12 protein-coding genes and 2 pseudogenes are annotated in these 15,828 nt (G+C 67.3%); 11 read left to right on the top strand and 3 right to left on the bottom strand.

The window, feature by feature from the left end; translation table 11 throughout:
• Nucleotides 1–27 precede the first annotated feature (27 nt).
• The 4 genes from B4L26_RS01530 (at nucleotide 28) to B4L26_RS01515 (ending at nucleotide 6,801) form a co-directional block, all read left to right on the top strand.
• Entirely contained in the window at nucleotides 28–2,205 is a 2,178-nt protein-coding gene (locus tag B4L26_RS01530; RefSeq protein ID WP_290714990.1) for an FUSC family protein, read from the top strand.
• Between the two features lie 40 nt (nucleotides 2,206–2,245).
• Complete coding sequence (locus B4L26_RS01525) at nucleotides 2,246–3,475, top strand: PucR family transcriptional regulator (protein WP_290714988.1); 1,230 nt, start codon at nucleotides 2,246–2,248, stop codon at nucleotides 3,473–3,475.
• On the top strand, nucleotides 3,472–4,872 hold the full coding sequence (locus B4L26_RS01520; RefSeq protein ID WP_290714986.1) for a Na+/H+ antiporter NhaC family protein: 1,401 nt from the start codon (nucleotides 3,472–3,474) through the stop codon (nucleotides 4,870–4,872). The genes B4L26_RS01525 and B4L26_RS01520 overlap by 4 nt, the downstream gene beginning before the upstream one ends.
• 249 nt (nucleotides 4,873–5,121) lie before the next feature.
• Entirely contained in the window at nucleotides 5,122–6,801 is a 1,680-nt protein-coding gene (locus B4L26_RS01515) for a CapA family protein (protein WP_290714983.1), read from the top strand.
• 92 nt (nucleotides 6,802–6,893) lie between these two features.
• Here the strand turns inward: B4L26_RS01515 and B4L26_RS01510 are convergent.
• Nucleotides 6,894–7,892 (bottom strand): annotated as a pseudogene (locus B4L26_RS01510) (metal-dependent hydrolase family protein); the annotation flags it as partial.
• On the opposite strand from B4L26_RS01510, the pseudogene B4L26_RS01505 reads away from it, so the two are divergent.
• From B4L26_RS01505 to B4L26_RS01495, 3 genes and pseudogenes are all read left to right on the top strand, one after another.
• Nucleotides 7,888–8,442, top strand: a pseudogene (locus B4L26_RS01505) (amino acid permease); the annotation flags it as partial. The pseudogenes B4L26_RS01510 and B4L26_RS01505 overlap by 5 nt on opposite strands.
• Nucleotides 8,439–9,320, top strand: coding sequence for a universal stress protein (locus B4L26_RS01500; protein ID WP_290714981.1), 882 nt, complete (start codon nucleotides 8,439–8,441; stop codon nucleotides 9,318–9,320). The pseudogene B4L26_RS01505 and the gene B4L26_RS01500, both read left to right, overlap by 4 nt.
• A gap of 56 nt (nucleotides 9,321–9,376) precedes the next feature.
• Nucleotides 9,377–10,249, top strand: coding sequence for a hypothetical protein (locus B4L26_RS01495; protein WP_290714979.1), 873 nt, complete (start codon nucleotides 9,377–9,379; stop codon nucleotides 10,247–10,249).
• 31 nt (nucleotides 10,250–10,280) lie between these two features.
• Here the strand turns inward: B4L26_RS01495 and B4L26_RS01490 are convergent, their stop codons facing one another.
• On the bottom strand, nucleotides 10,281–10,715 hold the full coding sequence (locus B4L26_RS01490; protein WP_290714977.1) for an Lrp/AsnC family transcriptional regulator: 435 nt from the start codon (nucleotides 10,713–10,715) through the stop codon (nucleotides 10,281–10,283).
• Between the two features lie 130 nt (nucleotides 10,716–10,845).
• Between B4L26_RS01490 and B4L26_RS01485 the strand changes: the two genes are divergently transcribed.
• From B4L26_RS01485 to B4L26_RS01470, 4 genes are read left to right on the top strand one after another with little or no spacing between them, the layout of a single operon-like run.
• Complete coding sequence (locus tag B4L26_RS01485) at nucleotides 10,846–11,883, top strand: ornithine cyclodeaminase (protein WP_290714975.1); 1,038 nt, start codon at nucleotides 10,846–10,848, stop codon at nucleotides 11,881–11,883.
• 4 nt (nucleotides 11,884–11,887) lie between these two features.
• Nucleotides 11,888–12,922, top strand: coding sequence for a citrulline utilization hydrolase CtlX (gene ctlX, locus B4L26_RS01480; RefSeq protein ID WP_290714974.1), 1,035 nt, complete (start codon nucleotides 11,888–11,890; stop codon nucleotides 12,920–12,922).
• 16 nt (nucleotides 12,923–12,938) lie between these two features.
• On the top strand, nucleotides 12,939–14,204 hold the full coding sequence (locus B4L26_RS01475) for an arginine deiminase (protein WP_290714972.1): 1,266 nt from the start codon (nucleotides 12,939–12,941) through the stop codon (nucleotides 14,202–14,204).
• A gap of 25 nt (nucleotides 14,205–14,229) precedes the next feature.
• Complete coding sequence (locus B4L26_RS01470) at nucleotides 14,230–15,156, top strand: alpha/beta fold hydrolase (RefSeq protein WP_290714970.1); 927 nt, start codon at nucleotides 14,230–14,232, stop codon at nucleotides 15,154–15,156.
• Here the strand turns inward: B4L26_RS01470 and B4L26_RS01465 are convergent.
• A complete protein-coding gene (locus B4L26_RS01465) occupies nucleotides 15,145–15,795 on the bottom strand; it encodes a TetR/AcrR family transcriptional regulator (RefSeq protein WP_290714968.1) in 651 nt (216 codons plus the stop codon). The genes B4L26_RS01470 and B4L26_RS01465 overlap by 12 nt on opposite strands.
• Between the last annotated feature and the right edge of the window lie 33 nt (nucleotides 15,796–15,828).

Genomic DNA, 15,828 nt, shown 5'->3' with positions numbered 1-15,828 from the left:
CGGTAGCGGGTTTGACAGACTGGTCTCATGCAAATCCCCCACCCGAGGTCGATTGCCCGACTGGTGGTGGGTACCGACCCCGGGCACGTTCGGCTGATCAACGCCACGACCGTCGCATTGTCGGTCCTGATCAGCACGGTCTCGGCGTGGCTCATCGTGCACTTCCTGCACGCCGATCCGGCGCTGGTGTCGATCGGCGGCTTCCTCTCCCTCCAAATGGGCTTCATGGTCAAGGACAAGACGGCCCACGCCCGTCTCGTCACCACCGCCCTGCTGGCGCTGCCGATCATGGCGGCCTTCTGCGTCGCCACACTGCTGGGCCGATGGCGTTGGGCCGAGATCATCACGTTCATCACCCTGGCCGGAGTGCTCACCTGGGCCCGCCGGTTTGGTCCCCGCGCCACGGCACTGGGTACCGCCTGCTTCCTCTCGTACTTCTTCGCACTCTTCCAGCACCCCCCACTCGCCCAGCTCCCGTACTTCTGCCTGGTCGCCCTGAGCAGTGCCGGATCCGCACTGGTCCTCCGATTCTTGTTGCTGTCCAACCACTTCCCCCGACGACGGCTGCACCGCCTGCTCGATGAGTTGCGCAGCAGCAGCGCCGCCGCACTGACCGCCGCACGCTCACAATCCGCGATGGCGCACCCGATACCGCTGCGCACCTACCTCCGACGTGTCGACACCATCGCCACCGCGATCAACGACTGGCAGGCCGACGTCCCCACGGAGCACTACATCGATTGCACCACAGTCGATTTCGCCAGCCTGGTACTCGATTCCCGCATGGAGATCGAACTCGCCTGCCTGGACACCTCGAAGCTGCTGCAGGATCCAAAGACCGCGGCGCCAGCGACCGCAGCGCTCTCCGAACCGTTGGACGCGCTCGCCACGGTGCTGTCCCCGGGCGCCGACCCGACGTTGGTCCGACGGCTCGGCGATGAGGCCGAAAAGCGGCTGGCGACGACCATCACCGATTCGCCGACCGACCTCGCCGCCATCGGCATCGATCGCGCGACCATCGCCCACGCAAAGCTGCGCGCAATCGACCTCCACGCGCCGCTGACGACCCGTCCCGCGGCAGGTCCCGCCACGTCCGCGTCGGCGACCGCATCCGTGGCGACCGCCCGTCCGACACCGGGGCCACCGCCCCCGTCGCCGCCGACACCGGCGTCCACGCACACCACATCCCGGTGGAAGCCATGGGTCCAATGGGCGCCGACGAGCCGCATGACCGTTCAGGTCGTGGTGGCCACAGCAATCGCGACCGGCGTCGGCGAACTGATCTCGGCCTCCCGCTGGTACTGGGCGGTGACGACGGCGTTCCTCGTCTTCGTCGGCGCCAATACACGGGGCGCCATCCTGACCCGGGCATCGCGCCGCGTGGCGGGAACCCTGGCAGGCGTGGCCGTCGGGATCGGTCTGGCCATGCTGGCCGACGGCAATACTGCCGTCCTGATCGCGATCTGCGTCGCCGCGGTGTTCTGCGCGCTGTACTTCGGCCCCCTGGAGTACGCCGTCAAAATGTTCTTCATCACCATCACCCTGGCCTCCATGTACGGCCTACTCGGTCACCTCAACGCCGACATCCTGGAGTTGCGGCTCGACGAGACGGCCGCGGGCGCTGCCGTCGGCATCGCCTGCGCCTATCTCCTCTTCTCGACCAGTACGCACCCCACCCTGCTGGCACAGATCACCGCCTTCTTCGACGCGATGGACCGTTACCTGCAACCGGTCCGCACGGCGCTGACCGCGGGCGGTTCCGGCGCACCCGTGCTGGCGGCAGTAACCGATGTCGACACCACCAGCGCCCATGTCCGCACCGAGCTGGACAAGATGGTCGTGAGCCTGGTGGCCCATCGCGCGTTGAATTCCCAACTCGAGCATCTGATGATGGTCGCCACCCACACCGCCGACCGCCTCGGGCAAGCCGCTGTCAACGTGGCCACGCACGAGGATCCGACGGCGATCGCCGAACTCGCCCCACGGTTCGATCGCGCCGTCGACATCATCAACGAATCGTTGACGACAGCCCGCAGCGCGCTCGTCGACGGCGAGAAAGTGGCCGCCCGCTGGGACACGACGGTCACCGCGGAGTTCCAAGGTGCCACGATCACGGCACAGTCGCCGCAGGCCGCCGCCGTTCACGCCCTGTCCCAGTTGAACTGGGCCCTGATGCAGGCCATCGACATCCGCGAGGGCGGCTGAGGCACGCGTCACGCATAGTTTCGCGCGTTATTGTTCTCCTATGTATCGCAGTCTTGGAGCGATCCTCACCGACGCCGAGGGCATCCTGTTGCCACAGGACGCCAAAGTTGACGTCACGCTGCTCGACAGCCCGGTCCAAGGCCTGGAGTTCTACCAACCCGGCACCGCCACCGACTACACCGAGAAACTGGTCTTCGTGACCGTCCCCGTCGACGATCAAGCGACGCTCGACGCGGTGTCAGACGCATGTGCGACGGCGACCGGCCTGATCGTCTCGTCATCGACACCACGTCATCTGAGCACCCGGACACAGCCCGTACTGCTGCGCAGTTCGTCGTGGGCCACCACCGACACGCTGGTCCGCACGCTGACCGAAGTCGTGTCCGAGCCCGCAACGCAGGCGCGACTCGACCATGCCGAGGACGCCGTCCCGCGCGACGAGGCGCTGGCGAGCCGGCGGCGCGAGAGCGCCCTGCTGGCCCTGATCGCCGGCACCACGGACACGGCGGTCCCGGCGTCGATCGTCGGCCTGCGCCTGGACCAGGACCACGTGGTGATTGCAGCGGGGGTCAGCGCTGATCGCATCGCGTGGCTCCGCCACGCCCTTGCCGCTGAGTTCCCGGACGTGCGCGACGTCGTGAGCGAGGGCTACCTACTCGCGGCGATCCCCGTCGCGCCGGGGGATGAGCCGCGGTCGGTCGTCGAACGGTTGCGAACACGATTGGTCGGGGCCGGGTGGCGCCGCGACACCGATTTGCCGATCGGCGTCGGTCCGGTTGTACCCGGCGTCCTGCGCCTGCATGAATCCGCTAGTACGGCGCGACTGATCCTGCGCGCGCTCAACGTCAAGCTTGGCCCGCGCCCACTAAACGAGAGCGCTCCCGTCCGAATCGCCGAGGCCGCTGATGTGGAGGACCCGCTCGCCATCATCCAGGCCACCGACGCGCTTCGACCGTATGCGGACAGTCTCACGGCCCGGCTCTGGATTCTCCACCAGTACGACCTTGACCACCGAACCGACCTTCTGCCGACCGTCCTGTCCGCGCTCAAGCAGCAGACGAATGTCGCGGCGGCGGCTAGACCGCTCGGCATTCACCTGAACTCGTTTCGCGCCCGGCTAGAGCGCATCACCGAGATCTCCGGTATCGACCTCAACGACCAGGCCATGCGCCTACGGACGATCCTGGCGTTCGTCGCGAGCCCGGAGATCCACAACGCGGCGCTGCGCAATAGCTGGCCCGATCGCATTGTGACGCACCGATTCCAGTGACGGCAGCCCACTTTCTGCGTGCGATCCTCGTCATCGCAGGTATCGCGACGGCCCTGATCGTCTCCCCCGACGTCCGCGCGGCCGCCGATGCTGGCGGACACGACCCGGTCGCGCTGTGGGCCCTGTTGCCGCTGGGCATGTACGCGGTCCTCGCCCTGGCCGGAATGCGGATCCTGCCGGCCACCCTTGCCGCCTTCCTCACCGCCCTCTGTCTCGCGCTGCCGTCTCCGTCGACCAGCATGGACATGCTGGCCGAGTCGGTGACCAACCCGCTCACCGTCGTCGGTCTCGTCATCGCGCTGGGCGGTGGCCTCGGTGCGGTTCTGCGGAAGACCGGAATAGCCCAGGTGATCGTCTCCGGCGTCCTGACCCTGGTGCACGACCGAGGGATGCGCGCCACCGCGCTAGGCATCATGGCGGTGTGCGCGGTCGCGGTCGTCGCGCTGGGAACGCTGGCCGGCGCGATCGCGGTGGCCGCGCCGTTGCTGATCCCGGTTGCCGCACGTTTGCAGTTCACACGCATCGCCACGGCCGTGATGTTCTTCATCGGCGGTTGCGCGGGGCTAGCGGTGGCTCCGTTTGCGGGCAGCAACGTCGCGGTCATGACGACGGCCGACATTGGCTTTCCGCAGTACTTGATGATCAGCCTCCCGCTCGCCGTGGTCTCGCTCGTCGTCGGAATGTTCTGGGTTCCCGTCGTCCAACGCCGCGGTGTCGCGTCGGCGGACTTCTACACCGATGAGGAGGCCGCCGAGACGGTCGGACCTGACAACCCGTCGGCCCGCAGGTCCACCGCTGTCTTCGCCGCAGTGCTCGGGATCCTGGTGATCGGATCCATGGTGGCCAACATCGGAATCACCTTCCCGCTGATCGCCCTTCCCCTCCTGGCGATCGTCGCCGGGATCAGCGCCCGGTTGCCGGTGCGCGAATGGTTGTCGACGATGAGCCGCGGAATCGCGAGCGTCGCCGGGATCTGGTTGCTGTTCTGGATCCTGGCGCTGGGCATCATCCTCGTCGACAGCCTGCACCCATTCGAGGCGGTCGGCGACCTCCTGCGCCCCCATATCGAGGACAGCTCCCCCTTCGGATTCGCCGTCACCGTCGCCCTCGTCGGCTGGGTCGGGCTCCCGGGCGCGGCCGCGGTCCAGGTGGTACTCGTCGAGAAGATGTTCGGGCAACTGGGTGCGGGAGTCGGGCTGAATGCTTCGACGTGGGCCACGATCCTGTTCTTCTCGTCGAAAGCGGACAGCTACGGCCCGTTCCCGACCCAGAACATGCTGGGTCCGATGGGCATGGCGCGATCGAGAGATGTGCGCACGATGTTGCTCACGGGATGGGTCGTCCTGGTCCCCGTCATAGCGACCTATGCGGGGCTCCTCTACCTCCAAACCCGATAGCCGAACGACTCCGTATCTACGTAGTGACCTGTTGGCGGCCGCCAAATGTTGTTCGTTAGTGAGATGCAATGTCCGATGGGCGGATTTCACCCTCAGTTCAGCAACATCGGCACTGATGAATTTCCGGGATTCATGCTCCCCTCTCTGGCCGGAGGACCCCGTCTGCTGCCAATAGAGTCAGCCATATAGCGGTCCGACCAGCCACTTTCGGCGGGCGATGTGCCCACTGCGGCCGATGTGAGGGATGGAATGATCGGCAAGCACAGACCGTCAGAGATCGCCGAGCTGGTCGCGATCATGACCGAGCAGTCGATCTTCCACACCCATGAAGTCACCGATACTTTTCGACGCGTCTCCACCGGCGAGCTGGCGATGCCCGAGACCCTCGATCCCGACGAGAAGGCGTGCGTCCAGGAGATCTTCGGGCGCATCGCCGACGTCGGGCCCGGACGGGCCCTCGCACAAATAGGCCCCCTGCTGACGACCGGGTGCTTGCCGTTGCCCGCCCGGGAGGCTCCAGTGCCACCCCGCCCCGGCGCCTTCGCGGCCATCGCCCGACTCGTGCCGGAGGGTCTGTTCACGTCAGAGCCGGGCGCACCCGTCTTGAAAGACCTCAACGAAGACCACCTCGTCGACTTCGCGATCATGCTCTTCGCCCACATCATGTACGACGACTTCCACTACCCGCAGCCCGAGCACGGCATGTACGACGTGGCCACCGATGCGATCGAACAGGTGAAGTGGCTCTATCACTACCGGTTCAACCAGTTGGAGATCGCCCAGCCTGGTTCGGGGTTGGAAGAGCTGTTCGCCGGCCAGGACTTAGCCTTCCCGGAGGGTGACGGGACCGCGAAACGACGCGTCAGCCTCACCTGCGGCGGTGACCTGTTGGCGGTCGACGTACTGGTCCCGGCGAACACCGAACACCTCTTCGACGGCATCGCCGACTTCTACTGCACCGCCGACATCGTCAGCGCCAACCTCGAATCCACCATTGCCTCGAACAAGCCGACCGGACGAACCCAACCCGCCGGATCACTTGCCCGCATGAACACCAGCTCGGAGATGTTCCAGCGGTTCCGCGACCAGGGGAAGATCAACTTCATCTCCACCGCCACCAATCACGCGCTGGATTGGGACGTCGACGGTGTCGAAGCCACCCTCGACGTGTTGCGCAGCTCGGGTGCCCGCTTCGCCGGCACCGCGTCGAGCGCCGCCGAACAAGACGACGTCATCGTCGTCGAGCACAACGGCATCAAAGTCGCCCTGCTCACCTTCACCATGGACCTCAACGGCCATCAACCGCCGGCCGATCAGCCTTGGTTGGTCAACGAAGTCCGTTTCAACGACGCCGTCCCCGCCCCCGACTACACCCTGGTCCAACACCACATCGCCGCGGCGAAGGCCAAAGGCGCCGACTACATCATCGCCTACTGCCACTGGGGCTGGGAACTACAGATGTACCCCCATCCCAACGTCGTACGGGCCGCCCACACACTTATCGACCTGGGGATCGACACCATCTTGGGCAACCACCCCTACGTCGCCCAGCCCATGCAACGCGTCACCCGCCCCGGTCGCCCCGACGGCCTGATCGTCTACGCCTTCGGCGACTTCGTCTGCTACCACCCCGGGAGCCGCAACTCGAAGCTGGCGTACACCACTCGCTTCGACATCGTCCAAGAAGACACTTCCGACGGTAAGCGGACCTACCTGGCCAACCTGCAGATGCTGCCGGTCTACATCCTCAACGCCGACAACGGCGACGGCACCCACGACTGCCGCATCCTCAAGTTCGCCGACGTTTATGCCAACCCCGACGCTTACCCACTGACCGACCGCGAGCGCTCAGAACTCGACCACCTCCACAACCGAGTCCTCCACCAGATCCTCATCCCAGAGGGCGGCGACAGCATCCTCGCCGACTAAGGACAGCGACAACAGCTACGGGTCCCAACAGAGGCTACGGTTGCGACCGTAGCTCTTGTTGGGACCCGTAGCTGTTGTGTCAGATCAGCCGATCAGACTCCCGCGTACTGCCCGCGGTTGCTCATCGACTTGCCCTCCTTGAGGACCAGCAGGATGTTGTCCTTGTCTGCCAGCGAATCGATGTCGGCGGTCGGATCACCCTTGACCACCACGACGTCGCCGATCTTGCCCGCCTCCAACGTGCCAAGCGTGTCGTCGACGCCACACAGCTCCGCGGAGGTCTTGGTGCCCGCGACGATCGCCTGCATCGGCGTCATCTTCGCGAACTTCACCAAGCACCCCAGCTCGCCCAGCGTCGCACCGTGGGCAGGCACCAAGCCGGCATCGGTACCGACGGCGATCTTGATCCCCGCCTCGGCCGAGGCCTGAATCGACTCCTGGGCCATCGCGTGCCACTTGGCACTCTTGGCCACCGCCTGCGGCGTCGCGGTATCGGGATGCAGTGTCTCGATCAGCGTCGGCACCAGGAACTGGCCGCGTTGCACCATCTCCTTGCGCAACTCATCGGTCAACGCGTAACCGTGCTCGACGCTGTGCACGCCGCCCTGAACCGCCGCCTGGATACCGGCCAAGCCGATCGCGTGCGCCGCGACCGGACGACCACCGTAGTTCTGGCCCTCCTCGACGACGGCCGCCACCATCTCGGTGCGGAAGCCCAGGAAGGTCGGCTGGTCGTTGGGGGAACTCACGCCACCCGACGAAGCGATCTTGATGACGTCGACGCCCTCGCGGATCAGCTTGCGCGCCTCTAGGCGTGCCTGTTCCACCGAATCCACCAGCACGCCGCCGATGATCTCGGTTGCCGAGATTCCAGCCGGGATATGGAAATCCGCGTGCCCGCCGGTCTGGCTCAGCATCTTGTCCGCCACCAACAGGCGCGGACCCTCGACCAAACCGTGCGCCACCGCGTCACGCACACCGACATCCACACCCATCAAGTCGCGCACCGTCGTCACGCCCGCCTCGACGGTCGCCTTCATGCGGCTGATCAACTCGAAGTACCGGTACGACGGCGCGACCAGCGCCTCCATCTTCTCGGTGACCCTGGTCGTCCTCTATGGGCAGACCCGCATCCTGTTCGCCATCGGGCGCGACGGCCTGCTCCCGGAGCGCTTCGCCAAAGTCAGTCCGCGCACGCACACGCCGGTTTTCAACACGATCGTGGTGGCGACCATCGTCGGGCTCCTCGCCGGTTTCATCCCGCTGTCGAGCCTGTGGGACCTGGTGTCGATCGGCACCCTCGTCGCGTTCATCGTCGTCGCGCTGGCCGTCATCGTCCTGCGTGTACGCGAGCCAGACCTCGAGCGCGGTTTCAAAGTGCCCGGCTATCCGGTCACCCCGATCCTCTCGATTGCCGCGTGCATCTACATCCTGACCGGACTGCACTGGACGACCTACGCGTGGTTCCTAGGCTGGTTGGCGGTCGTGCTGACGTTCTACTTCCTGTGGAGTCGTCACCACTCACACCTGAGTCCCCGCTCACTCGGCGCTCTCGTCGCCGGGGCCGGCACGCTGGCCGGGGATCCACCCGGGGGTCAGGCGACTGACGAGCCGTCGACGGCGCAGGAGCCACAGAAGTGACCGTCGTCGTCGGCTATGGCCCGGGCAGCCGGTCCTCGGGCGCGCTCGAACTGGCCTCCACCTACGCCGACGCGCGCGGCGAGGACCTCCTCGTCGTCTCCGTCATACCGCCGCGCTGGAGTTCGCCGTCGTTGGCCCGACAGGCCGACGCCGAGTTCGCGGCGTGGGCCGCGCAGCAGGGTGACGCCGCGCTCGCCCGCGCCAAGGCCGAACTCGCCGAGATGGGCAGCGGCGCCGAGGCGTCCTTCCGCAAGGTCGACCACCGGTCACCGGGGACGGCTCTGTTGTCGGTCGCCCTGGAGACCGGAGCGACGGGAATCGTCGTCGGTTCGTCAGAGGATGCACGCCGCGGCAGCGTCGAACTCGGTTCGACGGGGAGCTGGCTGCTGCACTCGTCGACGGTGCCGGTGGGCATCGCACCGCGCGGCTACGCGCGGCCGGTCGGAGGATTCACCGGTGTCAGCTGTGCCGTGGCCGGCCTCGACGGCGATGCGGCCGTGATCGCGACGTCGAAGACCATCGCCGCGGGGGCCGGCGTCGGTCTGCGGCTGGTGACTTTCGCGGTCCGCCTCGACACCATGTTCCCGACCGTCGTCGGGCCCGGCGTCGAGGATGAGATCGTCGCTGCCGCCCGGGAGCAGAGCGAGTCCTACTTCGGCGAGCTGCGCGCGGCCAGCGTGATCGACGACGGTGTGCAGACGGTCGTCGGCCTTGGGCACGGGTGGCGCGCGGCGATGGACTCGATCGCCTGGGACCAGGGGGACATGCTCGTCCTGGGCTCCCACAAGACCGACGTGCTCACCCGGGTTTTCCTGGGCACCAACGCGACGAAGATCGTGCGGTACGCTCCGGTCCCCGTCGTGGTGCTGCCAGCCTGACCCCGACGCCGGGGGCACGTCGCGTCCGCGCACGGGGTAGACCTATTGACATGTTCATGACGCTTCTTGCCCTGGGGATCGCCGTCGACACGATCTTCACCGTCGACGTCGAGTCGGGCGAGTATGCCGCGCTCTACGACGACACCGGCCCCAGCCCCGACGGCGTGCAGACCGCCGACGGCGTCGTCTATTGGACGACGATGGGTCGGCCCATCCGCGATCGATCACTGCGCGGGGAGGCCTCGTTGGACTATTCGCAGGCCAACGGCGGCGTTCATGCCGTCAACGTTGACGGCAACGACCGACGCGACTTGGTCGAGCCGGGCGAGGTGACCACCGGCAAGCAACTGGCGTTGGCCGACGGCTGGCTCTATTGGGGTGACCGCGAAGGGCACCGGGTCAGCCGTGCCCGCATCGACGGGCGCGACCGCCAGGACCTCGTCGTGAACCCTGCGGGCATCGGGAACCAGTGCGTCGGCGTCGCGGTCGACGGCGACTACTTCTACTGGACCCAGAAGGGGCCGTCGAAGGGCGGCGAGGGCAAGATCCTGCGCGCACCGATCCTCGTCGACGACGCGCACGACCCCGCGTCGCGAACTGACATCGAAGTGCTGTGGAACGGGTTGCCCGAACCGATCGACCTCGCAATCGTCGATGGTGTCCTCTACTGGACCGATCGCGGCGCACCACCGAGCGGCAACACCCTCAACCGCGCGGACCTGCCTGCGCCGGGACGGCGCGGTGCGTCACCGGAGATTCTGGCCGACGGGTTCGGGGAGGCGGTCGGGTTGGCCGTCGACGCCGATGCCGGTGTTGCTTACGCCTCCGATCTGGCGGGCCGCATCTTTGCCGTCCCCCTCGCCGGCGGCGACAAGCGCCTCATCGCCGACCTGGGCACAAGGGTGTCCGGGATTGTTGGTCTGGCGTAGAGGGGTCGAGAGTCGCCGCTCGACCACGAGGTCACGCCGTCGCCGAACTGAGCAGGATGGACGTCTCGCTGTGGTGGATACCGCCGATCCCGCGGATCACCCCGAGAGCGTGGTCGAAGGCGGCGAGGCTCTCGCAATTCATCTCGGCGATCAGGTCCCACTCACCGTTGGTCGTGTGCAGCGCCGCGATCTCGGGCACGCCGCGCAGGTTGCGGATGACCTCGGGGGTGCTGCGACCCTCGACGGCGATAAGCATGATCGCGCGCACCACTGACGCATCGGCGGGATCGCGCACGCGTACGGAGAAGCCGACGATGACGCCGTTCTCGACCAGTCGGTCCAGCCGGGCGTTGACGGTCGCACGGGTCACCCCGAGACGCTTCGCCAGGTTCACCACCGACTCCCGACCATTCGCGCGCAGCAGGGAGATGAGCTGCCGGTCGAGGTCGTCGAGAGCGGGAATCATGTCTAGATCGTATGCCTGTAGTAAGCAAATTGCGCACCTGCAAGCCTAAATGTGCACGTGTTGCTTCTTGTTTGTGTACTCGCCTCGAACCTAGCGTGGAGTGCACAGACCAATGATGCAAGGAGATCCGATGGTGCGCTTCGTCGACGTCCCCACCATGCGCAGGTGGGTCTGCGAGACCGGCATCGAACCCATCGTCGCCGGCCTCGCCGACGCCATCGAGGCCGACTTCCGCCGGTGGCCCGAGTTCGACAAGTGCGCGCGGATCGCCAGCCACTCCGCAACCGGCGTCATCGAGTTGATGCCCGCCAGCGACGGCCGCACCTACGGCTTCAAGTTCGTCAACGGGCACCCCGGGAACCCGGCACGCGGCCTGCAGACCGTCACCGCGTTCGGCGTCCTCGCCGACGTCGACACCGGCTACCCCGTCCTGTGGAGTGAGATGACGATCCTCACCGCACTGCGCACCGCCGCGACGTCGGCGATGGCCGCACGCGCACTGGCCCGGCCCGATTCGACGACGATGGCGCTCATCGGCACCGGCAGCCAGGCCGAATTCCAGGCACTGGCCTTCCGGGCAGTCCTGGGCATCCACACCCTGCGCATCTGGGACATCGACCCCGCGGCGATGGACACCTTCGAGCGCAACATCACACCGCTGGGCTTCACGGTGCACCGTGCGGCCAATGCCGTCGACGCGTGTGCCGGCGCCGACATCGTCACGACCTGCACCGCCGACAAGACCAATGCGACGGTCCTCACCGACGCCATGGTCCGCCCCGGCATGCACCTCAACGCCATCGGCGGCGACTGTCCCGGCAAGACCGAGCTCGACGTCGCGATCTTGCGCCGCGCCGACGTGTTCGTCGAGTTCCCCGAGCAGACCCGCGTCGAAGGCGAGATACAGCAGCTGCCCCCTGACCACCCCGTCACAGAGCTGTGGCGGGTGCTGCGCGGCGACGCCGGCGGTCGCACGTCCGCCGCGCAGATCACCGTCTTCGACTCCGTCGGATTCGCGATCGAGGACTTCTCGGCGCTGTGCTACCTCGACCGCAGCCTGCGTCCCGGGCAGGCGCTCGAGGTCGACCTGATCGCCGACCCCGACGACCCTAAGGACCTGTTCGCCCTCGTCGCCGCGGGCGCTTCGACGACCAGCCGGGTCGGCTGATCCCATGTCCGGCCCGACCCCGGCACCCGACGCCAATCTCACCGCGGCACCCCGCGCCAATCCCACCCAGGCGCCCAGTGCCGCCGTGCTGATCCGCCCGCACCACTTCCGGCCCAACCCGGCGACCGCCATCGACAACGCGTTTCAGACCACCGGCCTGGGCTTGCGCCGCGATGTGTCCGCCGCGGCGTACCACGCGTCGACGGCCGCTGCTCGACGCCTGACCGAGGCCGGAGTCACGGTGCACCTCTTCGACGATGAGACCGCCGAGCACCCCGACAGCGTGTTCCCCAACAACTGGTTCTCCACCCACAACGACGGGCGCATCGCGCTGTATCCGATGTATGCGCAGAACCGTCGGGGCGAGCGCCGCCCCGACGTCATCGAGTTCCTCAAATTCGCCTACCGCGTCGAGGAAGTCACCGACTACTCCGGACTCGAGCTCGACGGGATCCACCTGGAGGGCACCGGCGCGATGGTGCTCGACCACACGTCCCGGATCGCATACACGGCGCGGTCGCGACGGGCCGACCCCAAGCTGCTGCACCGGTTCTGCACGGCATTCGGCTACGAGCCGATGATGTTCGACGCCCGCGACGAGGAAGGCACGCCGGTCTACCACACCAACGTGATGATGTGCGTGGCCACCGATTTCGCCCTCGTCTGCCTGGACGCGATCGCCGACGTGAAGCTCCGCAGCGAGGTCGTCGGACGGCTGCGCGAGACGGGGAAGACCGTCGTCGCACTGACCCAGGCACAGGTCCGGGCGTTTGCCGGCAACGCGATCGAACTGCGCGGCTCGTCGTCGCGGCGGCTGTTGGCCCTCTCGACGACGGCTGCCGCCGCACTTACCCCCGACCAGGTTGAGGTCGTCGAATCGTCGTGCGATCTGCTGGCGCTGGATGTTTCACCCATCGAACTGGCCGGAGGATCGATACGCTGCATGATTGCGGGCATTCATCTCGACCCCCGGACCGATCCGGTGGCCGCACCCGCACCGCGTTCAGCCGCCGACGACGTCGTGATGATCGCCTCCTGACGACGAGGGAGCCATCATGTCCCCTGCCGATTCAACCGCCGACGACACCGCCCCGGGTTTCGGTGTCTACTCCGAAGTCGGGCAGTTGCGCCGCGTCCTGGTCTGCGAGCCCGGCCTCGCCCACCACCGGCTGACGCCGAGCAACAGCCACGATCTGCTCTTCGACGACGTGCTGTGGGTCGATCGCGCGGTCGAGGACCACCGGGCCTTCGTCGCACAGTTGGAATCCGAGGGCGTGGAGGTGTTCGAGCTGCACCGGGTGCTCGCGGAGACGCTCGCTGTTCCGGGGGCGCGGGAGTGGATCCTCGACCGCAAGGTGACGGCCAACGAGGTCGGCCTGCTGCTGCTGGACGAGGCGCGCAGCTTCCTCGACTCGCTCGACGACCGGGCGCTCGCCCGGTACCTGATCGGCGGGCTGGCCGTCCACGACCTGCCGGAGTCGGTCGTGTCGCTGGCGATCGACCGGCTGCGCCCGTCGTCGTACATCATGGCGCCGCTGCCGAACATGCTCTACACCCGTGACACCACCACGTGGGTCAACGATGCGCTAACGCTCAACCCGCTGTTCTGGCCGGCGCGCCACGGCGAGACACTGCTGATGGCCGCGGTGTACCGCTTCCACCCGGCGTTCACCCCGGCGGCGTCGAAGATCGTGTGGGGCGACCCCGAGAAGGACTGGGGCCCGGCGACCGTCGAGGGTGGTGACGTGCTGGCCGTCGGGGGTGGCGTGGTCATCATCGGCATGAGCGAGCGGACGTCTCAGCAGGCGATTACGCAGGTCGCAGCCGCCCTGTTCGACGCCGGTGCCGCGGAAGCCGTCATCGTCGCGGGGATGCCGCGATTGCGGGCCGCGATGCACCTGGACACCATCCTGACGTTCGCCGACCGCGACGTGGTGACCGTCTACCGCTCGATCGTCGACGACATCCGCCCGTTCACCCTGCGACCGGGCGGGAGCGGGCCGGGCGGGTTGCACGTAACCGCGGAGACCGACCCGCTGCTCGACGTGATCCCGCGCGCCCTCGGATTGGACCGCCTGCGCGTCGTCGACACCGGCGGCGACTCGTACTCCACCGAGCGCCAGCAGTGGGACAGCGCCAACAACGTCGTCGCGCTGCGCCCCGGCGAAGTGTTCGCCTATGACCGCAACACCGTGACCAACGACCTGCTGGCGCAGGCCGGGATTACCGTTCACACGATCGCCGGCGCCGAACTGGGCCGTGGCCGCGGTGGCGGCCATTGCATGACCGGCCCGTTGCTGCGCGATCGGGTCACCTTCTGATGCGCCCGGTCCTACAGTCGGATTCATGGCCCTGCATGAGATCCGATTCCCCTCCGCCAACGGCCGCGACCAGATCCACGGCTGGATCTACGCACCGGCCACGACGCCGCGCGCGATCGTCCAAATTGCGCACGGGCTTGGCGAGCATTCGCGCCGCTACCTGCACCTGATCTCGGCGCTGCTCGACGCCGGGTTCGTCGTCGCCGCCGACGACCATGCCGGGCACGGTGCGACCGCCGTCGAATCCGGGGTGTGGGCCGACACCGGCGAGAACGGCGCCGCGGTCGTCGTCGACGACGAGAAGACGCTGCACGACCGGGCCGTCGAGGCGTATCCGGACCTGCCGTACTTCTTCTTCGGCCACAGTTGGGGATCGATGATCGCGCGCGGCTACGCGTCCAAGTACGGCTCCGACCTTGCCGGGCTCATCCTGTGCGGCATCGCCGCGCAGATCGGCGGGATTGATGCGCTGGACCGCGAGGCGCTCGCGCAGGCCGCCGCCACGAGCGGTACCGAGCCGGGCGCGGAGTTCATGATGGCCATGTTCGCCCCCATGGTCGAGCGTTTCCCCGACGTACAGACCGGCACCGAGTGGGTGGCCGCCGATGACGGTGTACGCGCCGATCACGCCACCGACCCGCTCAACGGACTCGCGACGCCGATGAGCAACCGGTTCATCAACGACTTCGTCCTGCTCTACGACGAGGTGAACGACGGGTGGGCCGACGGCATCGACGCCGCGCTGCCGGTGCTGATCGTCGCCGGGGAGCTGGACCCGGTCGCCAACTACGGCGAGGGTGCCTTCCACGTCGCCAACTCCCTGTGGTCGCGCGGCAGCCGCGATGTGCGCACCGTCGTGTACCCGGGCGTACGCCACGAGATCCACAACGAGCCGCCGACCCGCGCACTCGTCGAGGGCGAGATCATCGCGTTTGTGGAGTCACACCTCTGAGCTTCCTCGCTCGTCGGCGGCGATGATCTCGATCGCCGCCCCGAAAACAAGGCGCGCGTGGAGCTCGAACAGCGCCACGAAGTCGACGTCGTCGCCACCGATCTCGCGGGCGAGGAACAAACCGTCGGCACCGGCGATCGCATAGGTGGCGACCAGGTTCACCCCACGCTCGCTCAGCGACGGGTCGGCATCGCGAATCAAGGCCGCGAACCGTTCGAATTCGACCTGGCGCGTGTTCAAGTAGATCTCGTGGCCGGCCGGTCGCTGTTCCTGGCCCAACAGCATCAGTTTCAGGCCGAACCGGAGGAACTCCGGGCTGCGGGTCAGCGCGCTGGCGACGTGGCGGCCGATTTCCAGCGCTCGCTCTCGGGCTTGCGATTCCGGGAGATCGATAATCGCCGCCCAGCGTTCGTAGCTTCGCTGGATCACCGCGGCGATCATCTCGTCCTTGTCGGCGAACTGCCAGTAGATCGAGGTCGCCGACACGCCCGCCTTCTTGCTGACCCGGGCGATGGTGGTGCCTTCGTAACCAAACTCGGTCGCGACGTCGGTGGCCGCGTCGAGGATTCGCTCACGGGCGCTCTGCGCGTCTGGGCGGCGGCCTCGCTGTCGGTGTCCGGCCTGATGGGCACTGGGCATCGTTGCAGCCTACCGGCCACGGGACGCTGCGGT

Source organism: Gordonia sp. UBA7599 (assembly GCA_002477755.1).
Taxonomy (GTDB): Bacteria; Actinomycetota; Actinomycetes; order Mycobacteriales; family Mycobacteriaceae; genus Gordonia.
Note: the sequence above shows the minus strand (reverse complement) of the source record. Positions and strands in the feature narration are given on the sequence as shown.

Bases quoted from the DNA above. Each gene is read 5' to 3' on its own strand.
- B4L26_RS01525 (WP_290714988.1), top strand. From the start codon at position 2,246: ATGTATCGCAGTCTTGGAGCGATCCTCACCGACGCCGAGGGCATCCTG.
- B4L26_RS01490 (WP_290714977.1), bottom strand. From the start codon at position 10,715: ATGATTCCCGCTCTCGACGACCTCGACCGGCAGCTCATCTCCCTGCTG.
- B4L26_RS01485 (WP_290714975.1), top strand. From the start codon at position 10,846: ATGGTGCGCTTCGTCGACGTCCCCACCATGCGCAGGTGGGTCTGCGAG.
- B4L26_RS01465 (WP_290714968.1), bottom strand. From the start codon at position 15,795: ATGCCCAGTGCCCATCAGGCCGGACACCGACAGCGAGGCCGCCGCCCA.
- B4L26_RS01495 (WP_290714979.1), top strand. From the start codon at position 9,377: ATGACGCTTCTTGCCCTGGGGATCGCCGTCGACACGATCTTCACCGTC.
- B4L26_RS01530 (WP_290714990.1), top strand. From the start codon at position 28: ATGCAAATCCCCCACCCGAGGTCGATTGCCCGACTGGTGGTGGGTACC.
- B4L26_RS01515 (WP_290714983.1), top strand. From the start codon at position 5,122: ATGATCGGCAAGCACAGACCGTCAGAGATCGCCGAGCTGGTCGCGATC.
- B4L26_RS01475 (WP_290714972.1), top strand. From the start codon at position 12,939: ATGTCCCCTGCCGATTCAACCGCCGACGACACCGCCCCGGGTTTCGGT.
- B4L26_RS01470 (WP_290714970.1), top strand. From the start codon at position 14,230: ATGGCCCTGCATGAGATCCGATTCCCCTCCGCCAACGGCCGCGACCAG.
- ctlX (WP_290714974.1), top strand. From the start codon at position 11,888: ATGTCCGGCCCGACCCCGGCACCCGACGCCAATCTCACCGCGGCACCC.